A 16,711-nucleotide genomic window follows, 5' to 3' on the forward strand; every position below is an offset into this window, starting at 1 on the left:
CGTTATTTTCTTCTTATGAAGCTTGGTAATTTAATTTTTGGAACCGTAACAGCAAAGATTAATAGTGCTCCTACAATAATTAGAAGTGTTTGGGCTGGAATATTGATAAGTCCTAAACCATATTGGAGGTAACCTATAATAAAGACAGCAATTACTGTACCTAGTATCTTTCCTTTACCACCAGCTGTACTGATTCCACCTAAAGCTGCCATGGCGATAACATCCAATTCATACATATTAGCCACATTCGGTCTCGTACTTCCCATTCTTGAGGCTAGGAAGAGAGCAGTTACCCCTGCCATTAATCCCGCTAATGTGAAGACAATGATTTTGATTTTATCTACCTTTACACCAGAGAATCGGCTTGCTGTTGGATTTTTCCCCATTGCAAAGATTTGTCTGCCAAATGTTGTTTTGTGAAGTACGATCCCAAAAATAACAGCCACAATGATAAATAAGATTAAGATAAAGGGAATCCCAAACACATAGCCCCATCCAAAGAAGCCAAACCATTCTGGAAAGTTTCCTGAAGATTGATCTTCTAGGATCACGTAAGCAATTCCACGGTATAGAATCATCGTTCCCAATGTCACGATAACTGCAGATAGCTCCTTAAACTTTACAATTAATAATCCATTAATAAGTCCACAAAGTGCTCCTACTGCCAAACAAATGATAATGGCTAGCTCCATTGGTACACCCAAGCTGTTGTACATGGTAGCCATTACGACAGATGATAGAGCAACTGTCGATCCTACTGAAATATCAATATCTCTTAGGATCATTACCATCGCCATCGGAAACACAATGAATGCTTTATCAAGGAACGTCACTGTTCCATCTCGTAAACTTGGATAGTTTAGAAAGTAAGGTGAGAGAAGTGAGTTTATAACTATCACAGCAAGTAAAATAATAACAAGCATCCATTCCCACTGAAGGAAAAAGGTTTTAAGACTAAACTCTTTTTTATCAATGATATTTCTTTTTAAATATCCGTTATCATCTAGTAGTGTTTGAGGTTCCATCGTTATATTTTCCTCCTCATTAAGTTATTACGATCTACACCTCTTTTAACAAGTGTGTTTACAATGACAGCAACGAGGATAATTGAACCTTGAATTCCTGTTTGCCAAAATGGTGATACATTTAATAATGGCAATGCGTTATTTAATATCCCTATCAGAACTGACCCAAGAATCACTCCAGCTATTTTCCCAGATCCACCTGCAATACTTACTCCGCCAAGAATACATGCAGCAATCACTGTTAATTCATAGCCTGAAGCGGTATCACCTTGTGCAGAAGCAAACTTGGACACCCACAAAACCCCTGAGAGTCCAGCTAACCCTCCCATTACTGTGTAAACTAGCATGAGAATACGACCTTCTTTAATCCCACTTACTTTAGCTGAATCTGGATTACTACCCACGGCATAGATTTGACGACCTGTTCTTGTGTGATTGATCATATAGTAGATTAGGAGATAAATAATAATGGCGATCACTATTAAATTATTTATCCCTAACGTTTTACCAGTTGCAATTGATACAAAACCTTCAGGCATTTGGTAGGAACTAATCCATTCTCCACCGCTTATCTTATAGGTAATCCCTCTGAAGATGTTCATCATTGCCAGCGTTGCAATGATAGGAAGCAGACCCCACTTTGAAATTAAAAATCCATTAACCGCGCCACACACCATCCCAATCACCGTTCCCAGTAAAATCACGACGAATGGGTTCAAGTGTTGATACGTACTAACTGTTTGGGCGACTAGCATTCCTGATATGGCGATTGTTGATCCAATCGATAAATCTATTCCTCTTGTAATTAAAATCAACATCATGCCTAAAGCTAAAATACTTAGAATTGCAGTGTTTGTTACCATATCATTTATATTCTCGATACTTAGAAAACTTGGATTTCTAAGTTGAATCAAAATGGATAGAATGATAATAAACCCTAGTAATCCTAATTCTCTAAATTTATAAATCCCTGCTAATTTAGAAACCTTCACCTCTTTTGTTTCAACTTGTGGCGTGTTTTCGATTGCACTTTCGGGCATTATTTTCACCTCGTTTGTAATTCTCTAGCCTACTTGATTCTCAATTACTTCACTCATCGCCGCTTCTAGAATTTTTTCCTGTGTAGCTTCCTCTTTATCTAAAATCCTTGTTATTCTACCCTCGCGCATCACGATGATTCGATCGCTCATCCCCAAGATTTCTGGCATTTCAGATGACACCATGATCACCCCATAGCCCTGTGTAGCAAGGTCATTAATAATTTCATAGATCGCAGACTTTGCACCAACATCCACACCCTTGGTCGGTTCATCGAGAATAATGACATCTAAGTCTGCTGTCAGTAATTTCGCGACAGCCACTTTTTGTTGGTTTCCACCTGATAGTGAACTAACTAAATCAAAAATACTATTTGCCTTCACATTTACTTTCTCAGCCAGTTTCTTTGCAATGGCTGACTCTTTTTTATCATTTAACCAACCTTTAGTAGATAATTCCTCCAGGGCTGGTAACGTAATATTCCTTCCAATTCCCCAGTCTAGAACTAGACCTTGGAGCTGTCTGTCTTCAGCTAAATATCCAATTCCCAAATTCATCGCTGTTTTCGGGTCTTTTAATGAGATCTTTTGATCTTTTAGAAATACTTCACCTCTATCATAGGAAGTAATCCCAAAGAGAGATTGACAGACTTCTGTTCTACCTGCGCCAACTAATCCTGTTAACCCAAGAATTTCCCCTTTCTTTAAGGAAAAAGAGATGTCTGCAAAATAACCTATTTTGCCTATGTTTTTGACCTCTAACAACTTCTCCCCAACCTGATTTTTCTTCTTTGGGAACACCTGCGTGATTTCTCTTCCTACCATGGCTACGATTAACTTATCATTAGTAATTTCGTTTACTCCCCATGAGCCAATGTATTTTGAATCTCTAAACACCGTCACCTGACTAGCCAGTCTGTACATGTCCTCAAAACGATGAGAAATAAAGATAATAGATGCCCCTTGATCTCTTAATCGCTCAGTAATCTTATATAACTCCTCACTTTCTCTTGCTGTAAGTGCTGCAGTAGGCTCATCCATAATAATGATCTTGGCATTGGTTGAAATAGCTTTTGCGATTTCAACAATTTGCTGTTGTGCAACACTCAGTGTTCCCATTTCTATTTTCGGATCAATTTTTGATCCTAATTCCTCTAATATCTTTCTCGCTTCTGCATGCATTTCTTTCCACCGAATCTTTTTTGTGAAAGGGTGTACTTTTTCATGTCCCATAAAGATATTTTCCGTCACACTAAGATCAGGGTAGTTTGTCACATGCTGATATATCGCGGCAATCCCCATCTTTTCGGCATCCTTTGGGTTTGTAAATTCTATCTTTTCGCCGTTTAGAAACATCTCCCCTGAGTTTGGTTGATGTACACCTGTTATTACTTTAATAAAGGTTGACTTACCAGCCCCGTTTTCCCCCATTAACGCATGGATTTCTCCCGCCTTTAGTTTAAAATGAACATTATCTAATGCCTTCACACCAGGGAATTCTTTCGTAATTCCTCTCAGTTCAAGAACATAGTTTGTCATTGCCTCACACCCTTTTTAGAAGTTCCTTTGGAGTTTTTACTTAACCATCCGTTTGTTGTATTCGCTTACATTAAGTTTAAAGAATTAGTCAGGAGAAAGGTAGGAGACGATTTTCGGATAAGGGTGGTAACTTTCTGTTCTTAGAAAATAAAAAAGAGGCTACCCCATAAGCAAAGTGCCAGGCACTTATGGGATAGCATCTAAGCGAGGTTAATTTTGCTCAAATAATAATCTGTCTCTAAATTTTGAAGGAACCTCTCCATAGTATTTTTTAAATAACTTACTGAAATACTTCGTATCTGTATACCCTACCTCAATGGAGATATCATAGATTTTCAAGTCTGTTGATAACAATAACTCTTTCGCTTTCTCAATTCTCATTCTTGTTACATAGTCTAAAATGGTTTCTCCGGTTTGAGATTTAAAGTATTCCGAAAAATAGGTAGGATTCATGTGCACCTGAAACGCAATTTTTTGAATGGTAATATTTTTATCTAAATTCTCGCCAATCCACTTCTTCCCTAGATCAACCGTATCAGTTGGTTGGATATTATTCTTATTTTTAATAATTTTAAGCACCTTGTTAACCCACTCATAAACAGCCACTTTCAACTCATTCAAAGTCATTAACTTATTTGTTAATTCAAATAACTCATTGATTAGTGTAAGATCATTTTTACTGGATGTGTCTTTCACAACATAGTTAATTAAACGAATTCCTAATAGATGCAGGGAATGAGTAATATCCGTTGGAGAAGATAATGATTCAACTGAATCTAAGAAATTCCTAATCTCTTTTCTTACTTGTTCCTGATTTAAGCGGTCTAATGAAAAAATAACTTTGTCAATTTTAAGTTCTATTTCACTAGATGTTCTTTCTTCATGTCCGGTTTTTAATTTATGTACCTTTGATGATGAGTAGATTTTATTTCCCCCATACACTAAGCGATATTTCATATATGTTAAAAGTTCATCCTTCACACTTGATAAAAGCGCTAAATCGGTTATCTTCTCACTAATTGCAATCGAACAAGTAAAAGGTGTATAACGACCAATACTTTGTTTTAACTCATCAGCAAACTGGTTAATTATTGTGGTGCTTCCTCCCTCATCTAGTTGATTGAATAACATCCAATATGATAATCCATCTCCCTTCCATTTCCACGTATTATTCGTAGTTTTATTCATCAATTCATTAGAAATATTATCAAAAGCGAATATCCAGGCATCCCAATCCTCTTTTTGAAATGCTTTTGTTTTACTACTAACAAGATGATCCACACACACATAAAGTAATTGGTACTGACCCTTTGGAAAATCCTTTGTCCATTCCAGTTGTGAAAGGTCAACCTCTTGTCTTAAAGTGATTTCACTGAGCATTTGTAATTGTTGAACATATGGAAGCCTCGATACTTTCTCTTGAATGTCCTCTAAGTACCTCGAATGATTCCAGTCTGAGATGATTTTGTCTCTTATTTTATGAATTTGACTCTTAAATTCTTCTCGGTCAATCGGTTTAATCAGGTAGTCACTCGCACCTTCACGGATAGCGGTCTGAAGAAAGTGAAAGTCATCAAAGCCACTAATTACAATTGAATGAAAATTCATTATTTTTTTTAATTCTTTTATTAATGTCAGTCCATCCATTTCTGGCATTTTAATATCGGTAATTAGTAGGTCAAATTGTATGGAAGACTCGTAGATTGCTTCTAAACATTGTTTTCCAGTACCAAATGTAGCAACAACTTCAAAGTCTTCATTATTAAATAAAACCAACCGTTCAATTCCACGCCTCAATCTAGCTTCATCATCAACGATAATTGTTCTGACCTTTTTATGCACTCGCTTCACCTCTATTTTCAATTACTACGTCATGACCTGTCATGGCTGGAATTCTCACAATAACCTCTGTTCCATTATTATGTTCACTTTTCACCTGTAATCCAAATGGTTCACCAAAAATCATTGCTACCCTTGCATGTACATTAATTAGTCCAAACTTTGAATCTCTTCGTGTCATAGGGTCTAACTTTAAAGATTCATTGAGTTTAATTAAGATATCTTCATCAATCCCTGGACCATTATCCCTAATAGTAAGATAGACTTCGCGGTTTTCCTTCATCATAATATAAATTTCAATTCGACAATTATATTGTTGTTCAAGCCCATATTTAATCGCATTTTCAATAATCGGTTGTAAGACAAACTTTGGGATAAAATATTGTTCACCATCAAGCTCTTGATGAAACTTAAAATCAATTCGATCTTCAAATCGAAACTTTTGAATGGTTAAGTAATCATTGATATGCATGACTTCATGAGAGATTGGAACTAGTTTTTCTTTATTATTAAGTGAATATCTTAGCATTCGTCCTAACAATGTAACCATTTTTACAACAGCCTCTTTATCATCCTCTTCAATGGCATAACCGATTGTTTCAAGTGTGTTATACATGAAATGTGGATTAATCTGTGATTGAAGCGCATAAAGTTCTGCATCCTTTTGCCTAAGTTCAATTTGATAATTTTGTTTAATTAACTGGTTAATTTCTTGAATCATCGAATTAAAACTTCTCGCTAACATTCCCACTTCATCCTTGGATTTAATAGAAAGATCCACACTAAAATTTCCTTGTTCGACTTGATTCATTAACTTAGCTAACTTTTTCAATGGATTGGAAACATTCCAAGCAAGGATAATTGAAATAATTGCACTTAATAACACAAAAATAATAAAGACTACAATTGTTCCATTCCTTACTAGATTTGATTCTTTAGTTAAATTTTCTAAGGGGATACTATGAAACAGAGACCAACCTAGACCAATCGATTTATTCCTACTGATTAACTGATGTTCGTGATTGCCAGTAGTTCTAAAACTACCGTTAATCCTTGGATAACTTGGATACTCTATATCCACTTGCCCGATTAATCTGGGAATCGTATGATAAATAATTCGACCAGTCGAGTCAGTAATCCAAATATTTACTTCTTGGTCCTGGTTAAGACTTTTTAATGTTTTTTCCAAAAATGAAAGCTCCACAGCAATCAACATCGTCCCTAGTGTTTCTTGATTTTCATAATCTCTTAGTTGCCTCATTAACAAGATGAAAGGTGGATTTCCTTCAAAAGTCAAATCTGTTTGATATGGAAGAATCACCTCTTCTCTTCCTAATATTTCAAGGTCTTGCCCATATGGAAATGAAGACGTCTGGTGATCCAGTCCATCATATTTGCTTTTTGTACTTCTAAATAATCGATTTTTAGAAAGTATAAAAACTCCTAAAATATCAGCATTCCCACCATTAATATACGTTTTTGATAAGAAGCTGTTTAGTTGAAATTCATCTTGAAGTAAGCTAGATTGACTTTGATAAGAATCCTTTCTTAGTACCTCTATAACATGAGGCGAATTGTATAAGATGTCGGGTAACTGTCTAATCTTATTCATCTGGTTCGTAAGATTTTCATTTGACTGCTCTAATAATTGTGGAATGTATTTCCCAACTTGTGTTTCAACCGATTCTGTGTATTGCCAATATGCCACATATCCAAGTAGAGATATTGGGATAACTGTCAGTAATAGATAGGTTATCATTAGCTTTGTCATCAGCTTGAAATTCCTAAATTTAAACCATTTAAAAATCATACTGATCCACATTTTCCTTTGTAAAATCAATTGGTTCTCCCATAATCACCATATCACTGTTCATTCTTATTTTTCCTACTCCAGGAACTTCTTGATTATTATATGGGTGAATATCTTGTGCTAAGTTTTTGCTTAATGCAACAGTTAAATATCCCAATTTCTTAGGACTCCACAATGTGATTATTTGAGCTGATCCATCCTTCAAATATTCATTCATCGGATTTGGAGGAGATAATCCGACTACGGCTATTTGTCCAGATTTTCCTGCTTCCTTTACCGCTTGTGCTGCAGCTGGTGGTCCTACAGAGGAATTACCGATAATCCCTTTAAGATTTGGATAATCAATTAGAAGTTGTTTGGCAATGAGATAGGCCTTATGTGGATCATCATCTGTCGCAGATATATTCACTAGTTCCATATTTTGATAGTACTCATCACGTTGGATTTGAATCCATTTTAGCCATTCGTTTAAATTTGAAGCAGACTTTGCTCCAGTCATAATCGCAAATTCTCCCTTCTCTCCAGCGCTCCAAGCTAGAGTGTCCATTAAATGTCTCCCAAGGGTTTCTGGATTCACCATATTTATAAAAAACTCTCTACCTTCTGGCGCTGTATCAGCATCCCAAGTGATTACTTTAATTCCATTCCTTTCTGCTTTATTTAAAACGGGTAGCAGTTCTATTGGATCATTCGCCGATACGGCTATTACATCAATATCTGTGTGTTCGATAAGGTCATCAATAATCTTTATTTGATGTGATGCTTCAGCTACCGTTGGTCCGGTATAGATTACATTTACGCCAAGATCCTTACCAGCTTCTAATGCACCCTTCTTAACTGCGTTGAAGTAAGGAATATTAATCACTTTAGGAATAATCGCAATCGTATATTCTGTTTTTTCATAGATTTCATCCTCATAATTTAAGGCTTCATTTGTATATACAACCTCATAAGTATTAGCATTTTGAGACATCGAACTGCAACCGCTTACAACAAAAAGAAGAAAAACATTCAAACAAAAAAGATTTCTAATCATTTTTACCCCCCTGTGTTTGCACATTTTAACTGATAATTATCATATAGTGAAAATTCAGAAATCAAAAATTATATATATCTACTTTTTATACCAGTTTACATTGAGTTTAAAGCAATTTTTGTCGATGGTTGGAAGAATAGAATTAAAAAATAGATTTAGAGACTGTTTTTAATACATTAAACCACTAGGTTTGCATAACAAGCCTCAAAAGAATTTAGCAACTTAAACATTTTATACATATAGAAATTTCAATTTAAAAAAGCCCCAGAAAGTTAGTTTAACAACTTGAATTTCTGGAGCTCATAGTTATCAGTAAATCATGACCCTAAACAGAGTCCACCACTATTAAAGATCATACTTCCGAATCAAGTAAGTCGGTGTACAACTCCAAGCATGACAATAACTGTTAATTAAATGACTACCATATGGTGAGTACTCTTTATTATTTGGGTTATAAAGTTCCCAAAATGTATCTGCACCATCATTAATCATGCCACCCCAGTAATGTTTTAAAAAGGAGATGGCCTGCTCTTTTTCACCAACCAGTAACAACGCTTCGACAAAATGATGATTCATATATGGTGTATTCATGCCGATAGCAGGATTTTCTTCTATAAGTTTATTTAATAATCTCTTACTAGATTCATGGTCTAGGACTTCTGCTAGCACCATCCAAACTTGGCTTGCCCATGATCGTTGATTTAGATCGCCACTTACAAAAAAGCCCACTTCTTCACTCCATAAATGTTCAACAGTTGCTCTTTCAATCTCAACTAGCTTATCTTCAAGAAAGCTAGTTCTGTTATCTTGTAGAATCTCGGCTAATTTAATCACTCTTTTTAACGTATAGATTAAGATTGCTTGAGAAGGGGCCTGCTTATTCAATTCCTCATGCCAGTCAATGAAAGACCACCATGTTGGGTCATCTTTAACAATGTTTCGCTCATCCAATCTTTCTAATGCCAGTTCCACTTGCCTATACGCTATGGGCCAAAGTTCTTCGAGCGTCTCTTTGTCATCTGCAACCATATAGTAATCGTATAGTGTCGTTGCAAAGAATAAAGAGTAATCAAACAAATAAGTATCATCTGCAATGATTGATGGTTTCATAAACAAATTGGCTGAGACCCGCCCTTTCTCATCAGGTACACCAGCAAACAAATATAAACAACGTTTTACAAGATCATTATTTTGGAATGTTTCATAATTAGCCAATGCCTGTAACCGCAAATCACCTAACCATAATCTTCGATCTCGTTTAGGTCCATCTTCAAACACATCTTGCATACAGTCTTGAAGCGTTTTAATACTAACCTCATCAATCTTTTTCATCATCTCATCTTTGTGTAACAAAGTGACGACTTTCGTTTGATCGGCTGAAGTCACTGTCATACAGTGCATATTTTCAAAAGAAACTTTATACTTTGGTGAAGTATCCAAGACATCTATTTTTAAATATCGGAAGCTATACCTTCTTGGGAGGTTCAACTCTTCTGGTAAAACATCTACATGAAGTACCTCTTCTTGTAACCAAGAACTGCTAATCCAACCATTATATTCTGAAAAAGGCTCAGACACCTCTACAGGCATTTCCCCAAACGTAAACTTAACATGTAATGGTGCATCTGGAGGGCTTCCAACTGGAACAATTCGCATTGAAAGGTAGCCAACAAGATGCTCACCAAAATCAACAATAACTGAATCACCTTTCCCAAGAGCATGATTCTTTAACGATTGAATGGCTTCAACCTTTTCAGCTTTCCAACCATGTATATAATCTTGGTCTTTCTTTGTCTCCACAATCCCGATTGGCTCCACCTTTTCTTCTAAAAGAGGAGTCAATAAATCGTTAGCCTTATCAATAAAGGGTTGATAAACGTTAATTACCCTGTTTTCAACTTTCTGTATATGCATGAGATTTCCTCCCAATGTGATTGAATTATAAAACAGTTAATTCCGCTGACGTAACATCATTCAGTTCCCTTACAAGCTCATCTAGTTGATCATGTTGAATTTTTGCTTTCCCTGCTGCAGCCAATTCTTTTAGTGTTAATACTTTCAAATTCGCTGTAGGATTAGGCTTTGAGATACCTGGTGCGTACTTCTCGATAATAGCCTTTGTTTCTTCATTTTCTAATAAGTCTATAAGTCTAGTATCAATTGTATAAACCTTTTTAAGTCCTTTATAATTCGGATACACAAAACGGTATAATCCTGAACCAATTTCGACTACAACATAGCTATTTTCCTGAGTTACTGACATAATACCTTGTGAATCGCTAATGATTATTCCTGATTCTTTTACATCATCTTTAATGGCATTGGGAAGCATCACTTCCGCTGTTGTGTTGGGTGGAACTTGGACGAGAAGTTGAATGTCATCCTCTGTTGTTTTCCAAGATGATTCAATTTTTCCATACATTGAAGCGAATGCTGCTCTTACATGCGTAATCTCTCTTCCGCCTATTCTAGGTTTGATTTTTATCTTTTTATACGCTGGTAACCTTTCGTCCACATCGATACCTGCTAGAACTCGATACATCCAATCCCCAATCGCCCCATATGCATAATGGTTAAAGGAGTTCATATCATCACTCCAAAAGCTCCCATCAGGCTTAATACTGTCCCAATGCTCCCAAATGGTTGTCGCACCTTTTGTAATTGAGTACAGCCATGAAGGGTACGTATCTTGTAACAGTAATTTAACGGCTGTTTCATGATAACCATTGTTGGATAATGCAAAGCAAAGGTAAGGTGTCCCTACAAATCCTGTTGTAAGATGATAATCATTTTCTATCACATGCTCATTTAGTTCAAACGCCGCTCGTTCGCGTACCTTCCCTTCTACCAAATCAAACACAAGGGCAAGAACATAGGCTGTCTGAGTTTGTGAGGATAGCCTTCCGTTTGCTGTTACAAATTCGAGATTGAAATGCTGGATAATTCCTGCAAAAAGCTCACTATATTTGCGTACATCCTCTGCTTTCCCTAGAACGACCGCTGTTTCTCTCAGTAACCTTGTTGAATATGCATAAAATGCCGTGCTAATTAAGTCACGTGCAGTAGCCCCAATATAGCTGTTTTCTTTTGCATCCAATCCAAGCCAGTCACCAAGCTGAAAACCGGTATTCCAGAGAAATTCATTCTTACCTTGGCGTCTAATATATTCAACCCAATTTTTCATACTTTCATATTGTTCAGCTAATAATCGTTTGTCACCATTAACTAAATAGACAGTCCAAGGACAAATAACAGCTGCATCACCCCAGGCTGTGGAAGAAGATTCACCATCTGGTAAAACATCCGGGATCACAAACGGAACTCCGCCATCTTCGAATTGATCAGCCTTTAAGTCTCGGAGCCACTTCGTAAAAAAGGGTCCGCCTTGATAGTTAAACAACGCTGTCCGGATGAAAACTTGGGCATCTCCAGTCCATCCTAATCGTTCATCACGTTGTGGGCAATCTGTCGGTACATCTAAAAAATTCCCTCTTTGTCCCCAAACAATATTTTGCTGAAGCTGATTAACAAGTGGATTGGACGTCTCAAACTCACCTGTACGCTCCATATCAGTATGAATCACTTCTCCTACAAAATTCTCAATCGGAAACTTGCCATTTTCTAAAGGATATCCTTCCACTTTCACATAGCGAAAGCCTTGGAACGTGAAGAAGGGTGCATATTCTTCGACCCCTTCACCTTTTGCAATGTACTCAACTGTTTGTCTAGCACTTCTTAAGTTGCCAAAGTAAATATTTCCGTTCTTATCTAACACCTCAGCATGCTTTAACACAATTTTTGTACCCGCTAGTGCTTCTACTTTTAACCGAATTCTTCCGACCATATTTTGTCCCATATCGATGACTGTATCACCCGCTGGTGTTGTGAATACTGATTGTGGTTTAAGTGTTTCAGTTACACGTGTCGGGTCGTTCTCTTGTGCAACGAAGTTCGTCGGGAAACCGGTAGAGACAACGGTACCTTTCCAATCGGAATCATTAAATCCAAGTTGGTCCCAACCGCTTTGTTCTATTCGTGCATCATATGTTTCACCGTGATACAGCTCTGAGTAAAGAATAGGACCTGTTGACGCATTCCAAGTCTCGTCTGTTAGAATCCTTTCTTCTGTTCCGTCTTGATAGCGAACGTGCAAATGAAGTGTTACACCACGCATGTTACCATAAATGTTCCTTTTGTCTTCCCATGTAAGATCACCTTTGTACCAGCCATTTGCCAACATGACACCAATGACATTACCAGCTTCATTTAGCTGTGATGTTACATCATAGGTTTGATACTGGATTCTCTTATCGTAACTAGTCCATCCAGGAGCAAGTAAATCTTCTCCAACTTTTTCACCGTTTAATCTTAATTCATATATCCCTACACCTGTCGCATAGATGCGAGCTGAAGCAATTTCATTCTTTAAAGAAAATTCTTTTCTCAGCAGAAAAACCGGAGCTGACATTGGATCAATCTCATCTGGATTTGGTGTAATCCACTGAGCCCTCCACTCACCTTTATCAATGAAGGCTGTTTCCCACCAAGCAACATCGCTCCATTCGGATTCATGACCATCTTGATTCCAGATTTTCACACGGTAATAATACCTTGTTTGTGACTCAAGTTCTGGACCTCTGTATTCGATATGTAACGATTGATCAGATTCGCAGTAGCCGGTATCCCAAAGTGGATTTTCAAAGTCAATCTCCTTAAGTGAAACTTGATATTGATAAGCCCTTTGCATCGTTCCACGTTTAGTTGATTCGATTTGCCAACTAATACGAGGATTTTCCACATCAATACCAAGTGGTTTCGTTTTATATTCACATGTAACATTGACTACTTTTAGATTGTGCATTTGTCATCTTTCCCTTCGTAAAAGATTATGATGATCGACTAGTAGCAAGCTTTTCTGGTAATAACTTAGGTTTGTGAGTTTCATACAGAGTAAGAAACCTATTCGCCGGATGCCGTGAAACGTCTGAGAGCCTCCTATCAGAGACCTTTGGACAGCTTCTTCGGTTGATATCGTCATTGACACCTCTCATCAGAGACCTTTGGACAGCTTCTTCGATTGATATGGTCATTGACACCTCTAATCAGAGACCTTTAGACCACTTCTGCTCGTCACATGGTCATTGACACCTCTTATCAGAGACCTTTGGACAGCTTCTTCGATTGATATGGTCATTGACACCTCTCATCAGAGACCTTTAGACCACTTCTGCTCGTCACATGGTCATTGACACCTCTCATCAGAGACCTTTAGACCGCCTTTGCTCGTCATACCGTCATTGAGACCTCTCATCAACGACCTGCAAACTGATTCTGCTCGTCATATGGTCATTGAGTCCTCTCATCAGACCTTTGGACAGCTTCTTCGATTGATATCGTCATGACACCTCTCATCAACGACCTGCAAACCGATTCTGCTCGTCATAACGTCATTGAGTCCTCTCCTCAACGACCTATCCTGTCCCCCCACCTAATTAGCCGTAATCAAAAACATATTATTTGTATCTGAAACAAATTCTTTCCCGTTCACTTTCACTCTAGTGTTTTTGCTCGTCTCTATTTCAACTTCCACTTCATCTGGCAGGGTAATCTGCAAATCTATATAGTCCCCTAGATCTTTGCAATAGATATCAATTTTGCCTTGTGGAATCGGCACTGAGCCTTTGATCCACTTTAGTCCATTTAAATTTGGAGAAATGCTCACTTTTTTAAATCCTGGTTCTAATGGCTTTACACCTAAAAATAGAACACCAAAGACATAGGTTGGAGCAGCTGACCATGCGTGACAGTGACTGCGACTAAAGTCTCCTTCAATTAATTCCCAGCCTTCCCAACAGGTGGTCGCGTCATGTTCTAGCATATACCCATAAATATCTCGGATATTATCTAACACCATTTCGTTTTTCCCTACATTCATTAATGCTTGATAATAGAAAAACAATACAAACGGACTTTTTATATGAACGAAATCTTCCGGAGGGTTTACAATATAATCCTCAACTATTCCTCTCCGTTCTCCTTCTGCACAATCTGTTAAATAGACCACTAGATTGGTTTGGATACTATGTACATTTGAAAGGGCTCCATCCTCATGGATACTATCTATATACACTTTTTCTGTATCATCCCATAGGTGCATATTTATCGCCTGTTTCAACTCATCTGCCATTAATAAGAATTCCTTTTCATCTTCAACTTCACCTAAGACTGAAGATAAATAAGCTGTTTGCCTTAATGCATCAACAAGAAGAGCATTTTGATGGGTTACGATCGTATGATTAGTATCCATTGGCGCCCAATCTAACATGTTCCAAGCCGAGATTTCTATTAACCCATCTTTGTTCAAAAAACCTTTGAAACGCTCTATCGTTAGCTTGAGCTCCGGATAGACCTCCTCAATAAACTCTTGGTCTGCAGTGTAACGATAATATTCTCTACATGACATCACCCATAAAATCGACCAGGCCGTTAAAACATTTTGCCAACCACTTGGCACGTGTGATTCTGGTAATGGCGAACGATATACTGATTTAGAGATCAATCTTAAGCATCTCTTAACTAAATCATAATTCCCAAAAGCATAGTAATTCATTAACGAAATATTATAAGAATCACCTGTCCAAAGAGCCTGTTCATATGCAGGACAATCGATGATGGTATCTTGTGCACACATACGAATCGTGTGTTTTGAGATATCCCAAATTTTATTTAATAAATAATCAGAACTGCTAAATCCTCCTACATTCCCTGTTGGAAAAGTAGTTACATTTACTTTCACACTATGGATTTTGCATGGTGCATTCAAGTTTCGAATCGTAAGCATCATAAAGCGAAATCCTCTTGGAATAAAGGATCGATACACCTGGCGACCTTCCTTTGCTACATACCTTAACGAATTGTTTAATGAAAATGTATGTTCAATTCGTCCATCTTGATGGATGCTTTCAAATAAAAAGAAGTCAAAGACAGTTCCTTTAGAAGCCTCAACTTCAAATTCGATGTGCCCCAAGTATTCCTTACCAAAATCGATTAAATATTCTGTATCCCCATTTTCCATAGGCTCAACATATGTAAAGCTTTGGTTTGGTAAAACCATATTTTGATGTTGGAATGGTAAAGAATGCGTTTTAATGTCTTTTTTAAACATAGAAAGTAGAGCGACATGATCTGTACATACATGCTCGTTTGGAATCTCTTTCGCCCACTTTTTGAAAGATTCTAACTCACTTAAAGACTTCACATCTTTCATTTGGACATATTCTTCATCTAACGGAATCGATTTTTCAACAGGGTATCCTATCTGAAGTTGTGTTGTACGATAAAACGGACCCATTGCTATGAATCTAGCGTTCGATTGACTAAAAGGGGCTTTCACAGTTATCTTTTCAGGAAGATCAAACGCTAAATGAATAATCGGTTCGTGAAAAAAACCTCCTACATCAACGATTAATAAATTGCTACCCTTTTGAAGCTTTATGTTTTCATATTTTCCATTTTTCGTTTTATATTCTTTTCCATTCACACTGAATTCCCATTTCGCTTCTGCATGTGGATCAAAGGTTAACGTCATGACCCCTTCTTGCGCATCTTCGCTATGAATTTCAGTCACTACATAACCTTGCATGATTTTACCTGAATTATTATCATATTCATCTGGGAAAAAGGTCGGTTTTAAATCAATTGAAAAGTGCTGTGGAATCGGAGTTACTTCTTTTAGAGAACGAACATTTTTCGGGTATGTGACTTCATCTGTTAAATGAGGGATATCTCTTGGGATTAATTTTTTCCAAGGTTCCATCCCACAAGAACCAATGACGATAGCTTGATCCCAGAACGAATCATCAAACACAAGTTGTGTCCACTCCTCTGAAAATAAGCGAGCATCATAAATTTCCGACCATGATAAACAATTAGACATTTTAACGGTTTCTTTTATAAAGCCATCATGATTAGCCGTTTTCCATTTTTCGTCTGTGATCAATTGATGGGCTACTTGACCTCTCTCATAGAAATCTAATTGTGCAATTAATCCTCCGCGTCCTTCGATATAATGCATCGTACTCATCCCATAATGATTGACTAGAACTGAGATTACGTTGTTACCTTTATTTAAATTAGTTAATTCATATTGATCATAATGCCATTCAGACTGCCAACCTCGGACTGGTCCTGAACCGATCAATTCTCCATTCAAGTAAAGGGTATATTTCGTATCTGCGGAAATCGAGATTGTTACAGATTCATAATCTGATGGGGTGGTGAATGTTCTTCTAAAACAAGACCATTGATTTCTTGGATGTTCACCACTATTGTCCCAAATCCATTTTGATTTCCATTCCATATAGACTCCTCCATTAATTAAGACCCGAACCTTCAGTCACAACTGCAATTCTCGGGTCTCCATTTT

9 protein-coding genes are annotated in these 16,711 nt (G+C 37.1%); all 9 read right to left on the reverse strand.

What is annotated here, in order from left to right:
- Positions 1-2 precede the first annotated feature (2 nt).
- Positions 3-1,025, reverse strand: a complete 1,023-nt coding sequence (locus BLQ56_RS02555) for an ABC transporter permease (RefSeq protein ID WP_090849585.1) — start codon at positions 1,023-1,025, stop codon at positions 3-5.
- Between the two features lie 2 nt (positions 1,026-1,027).
- Positions 1,028-2,065 (reverse strand): ABC transporter permease, encoded by a 1,038-nt coding sequence (locus tag BLQ56_RS02560; RefSeq protein WP_090849588.1) that lies wholly within the window; start codon positions 2,063-2,065, stop codon positions 1,028-1,030.
- A 24-nt stretch (positions 2,066-2,089) separates the two neighbouring features.
- On the reverse strand, positions 2,090-3,601 hold the full coding sequence (locus tag BLQ56_RS02565; RefSeq protein ID WP_090849590.1) for a sugar ABC transporter ATP-binding protein: 1,512 nt from the start codon (positions 3,599-3,601) through the stop codon (positions 2,090-2,092).
- A 210-nt stretch (positions 3,602-3,811) separates the two neighbouring features.
- Positions 3,812-5,443, reverse strand: a complete 1,632-nt coding sequence (locus tag BLQ56_RS02570; RefSeq protein ID WP_175490165.1) for a response regulator transcription factor — start codon at positions 5,441-5,443, stop codon at positions 3,812-3,814.
- A complete protein-coding gene (locus tag BLQ56_RS02575; protein ID WP_175490166.1) occupies positions 5,436-7,211 on the reverse strand; it encodes a cache domain-containing sensor histidine kinase in 1,776 nt (591 codons plus the stop codon). The genes BLQ56_RS02570 and BLQ56_RS02575 overlap by 8 nt, the downstream gene beginning before the upstream one ends.
- A gap of 28 nt (positions 7,212-7,239) precedes the next feature.
- Entirely contained in the window at positions 7,240-8,286 is a 1,047-nt protein-coding gene (locus BLQ56_RS02580) for an autoinducer 2 ABC transporter substrate-binding protein (RefSeq protein ID WP_090849595.1), read from the reverse strand.
- Positions 8,287-8,631: 345 nt separating this feature from the next.
- Complete coding sequence (locus BLQ56_RS02585; RefSeq protein ID WP_090849597.1) at positions 8,632-10,200, reverse strand: alpha-L-rhamnosidase-related protein; 1,569 nt, start codon at positions 10,198-10,200, stop codon at positions 8,632-8,634.
- Positions 10,201-10,225: 25 nt separating this feature from the next.
- Positions 10,226-13,147, reverse strand: coding sequence for an alpha-L-rhamnosidase (locus BLQ56_RS02590; RefSeq protein ID WP_090849599.1), 2,922 nt, complete (start codon positions 13,145-13,147; stop codon positions 10,226-10,228).
- A 627-nt stretch (positions 13,148-13,774) separates the two neighbouring features.
- Positions 13,775-16,645, reverse strand: coding sequence for a family 78 glycoside hydrolase catalytic domain (locus BLQ56_RS02595; RefSeq protein ID WP_090849601.1), 2,871 nt, complete (start codon positions 16,643-16,645; stop codon positions 13,775-13,777).
- Between the last annotated feature and the right edge of the window lie 66 nt (positions 16,646-16,711).

This window comes from Litchfieldia salsa (assembly GCF_900104555.1).
GTDB lineage: Bacteria > Bacillota > Bacilli > Bacillales > Bacillaceae_L > Litchfieldia > Litchfieldia salsa.

Coding starts and splice junctions, on each gene's coding strand:
- BLQ56_RS02595 (WP_090849601.1), bottom strand. CDS start 16,645: ATGGAATGGAAATCAAAATGGATTTGGGACAATAGTGGTGAACATCCA.
- BLQ56_RS02590 (WP_090849599.1), bottom strand. CDS start 13,147: ATGCACAATCTAAAAGTAGTCAATGTTACATGTGAATATAAAACGAAA.
- BLQ56_RS02585 (WP_090849597.1), bottom strand. CDS start 10,200: ATGCATATACAGAAAGTTGAAAACAGGGTAATTAACGTTTATCAACCC.
- BLQ56_RS02580 (WP_090849595.1), bottom strand. CDS start 8,286: ATGATTAGAAATCTTTTTTGTTTGAATGTTTTTCTTCTTTTTGTTGTA.
- BLQ56_RS02555 (WP_090849585.1), bottom strand. CDS start 1,025: ATGGAACCTCAAACACTACTAGATGATAACGGATATTTAAAAAGAAAT.
- BLQ56_RS02575 (WP_175490166.1), bottom strand. CDS start 7,211: ATGACAAAGCTAATGATAACCTATCTATTACTGACAGTTATCCCAATA.
- BLQ56_RS02565 (WP_090849590.1), bottom strand. CDS start 3,601: ATGACAAACTATGTTCTTGAACTGAGAGGAATTACGAAAGAATTCCCT.
- BLQ56_RS02560 (WP_090849588.1), bottom strand. CDS start 2,065: ATGCCCGAAAGTGCAATCGAAAACACGCCACAAGTTGAAACAAAAGAG.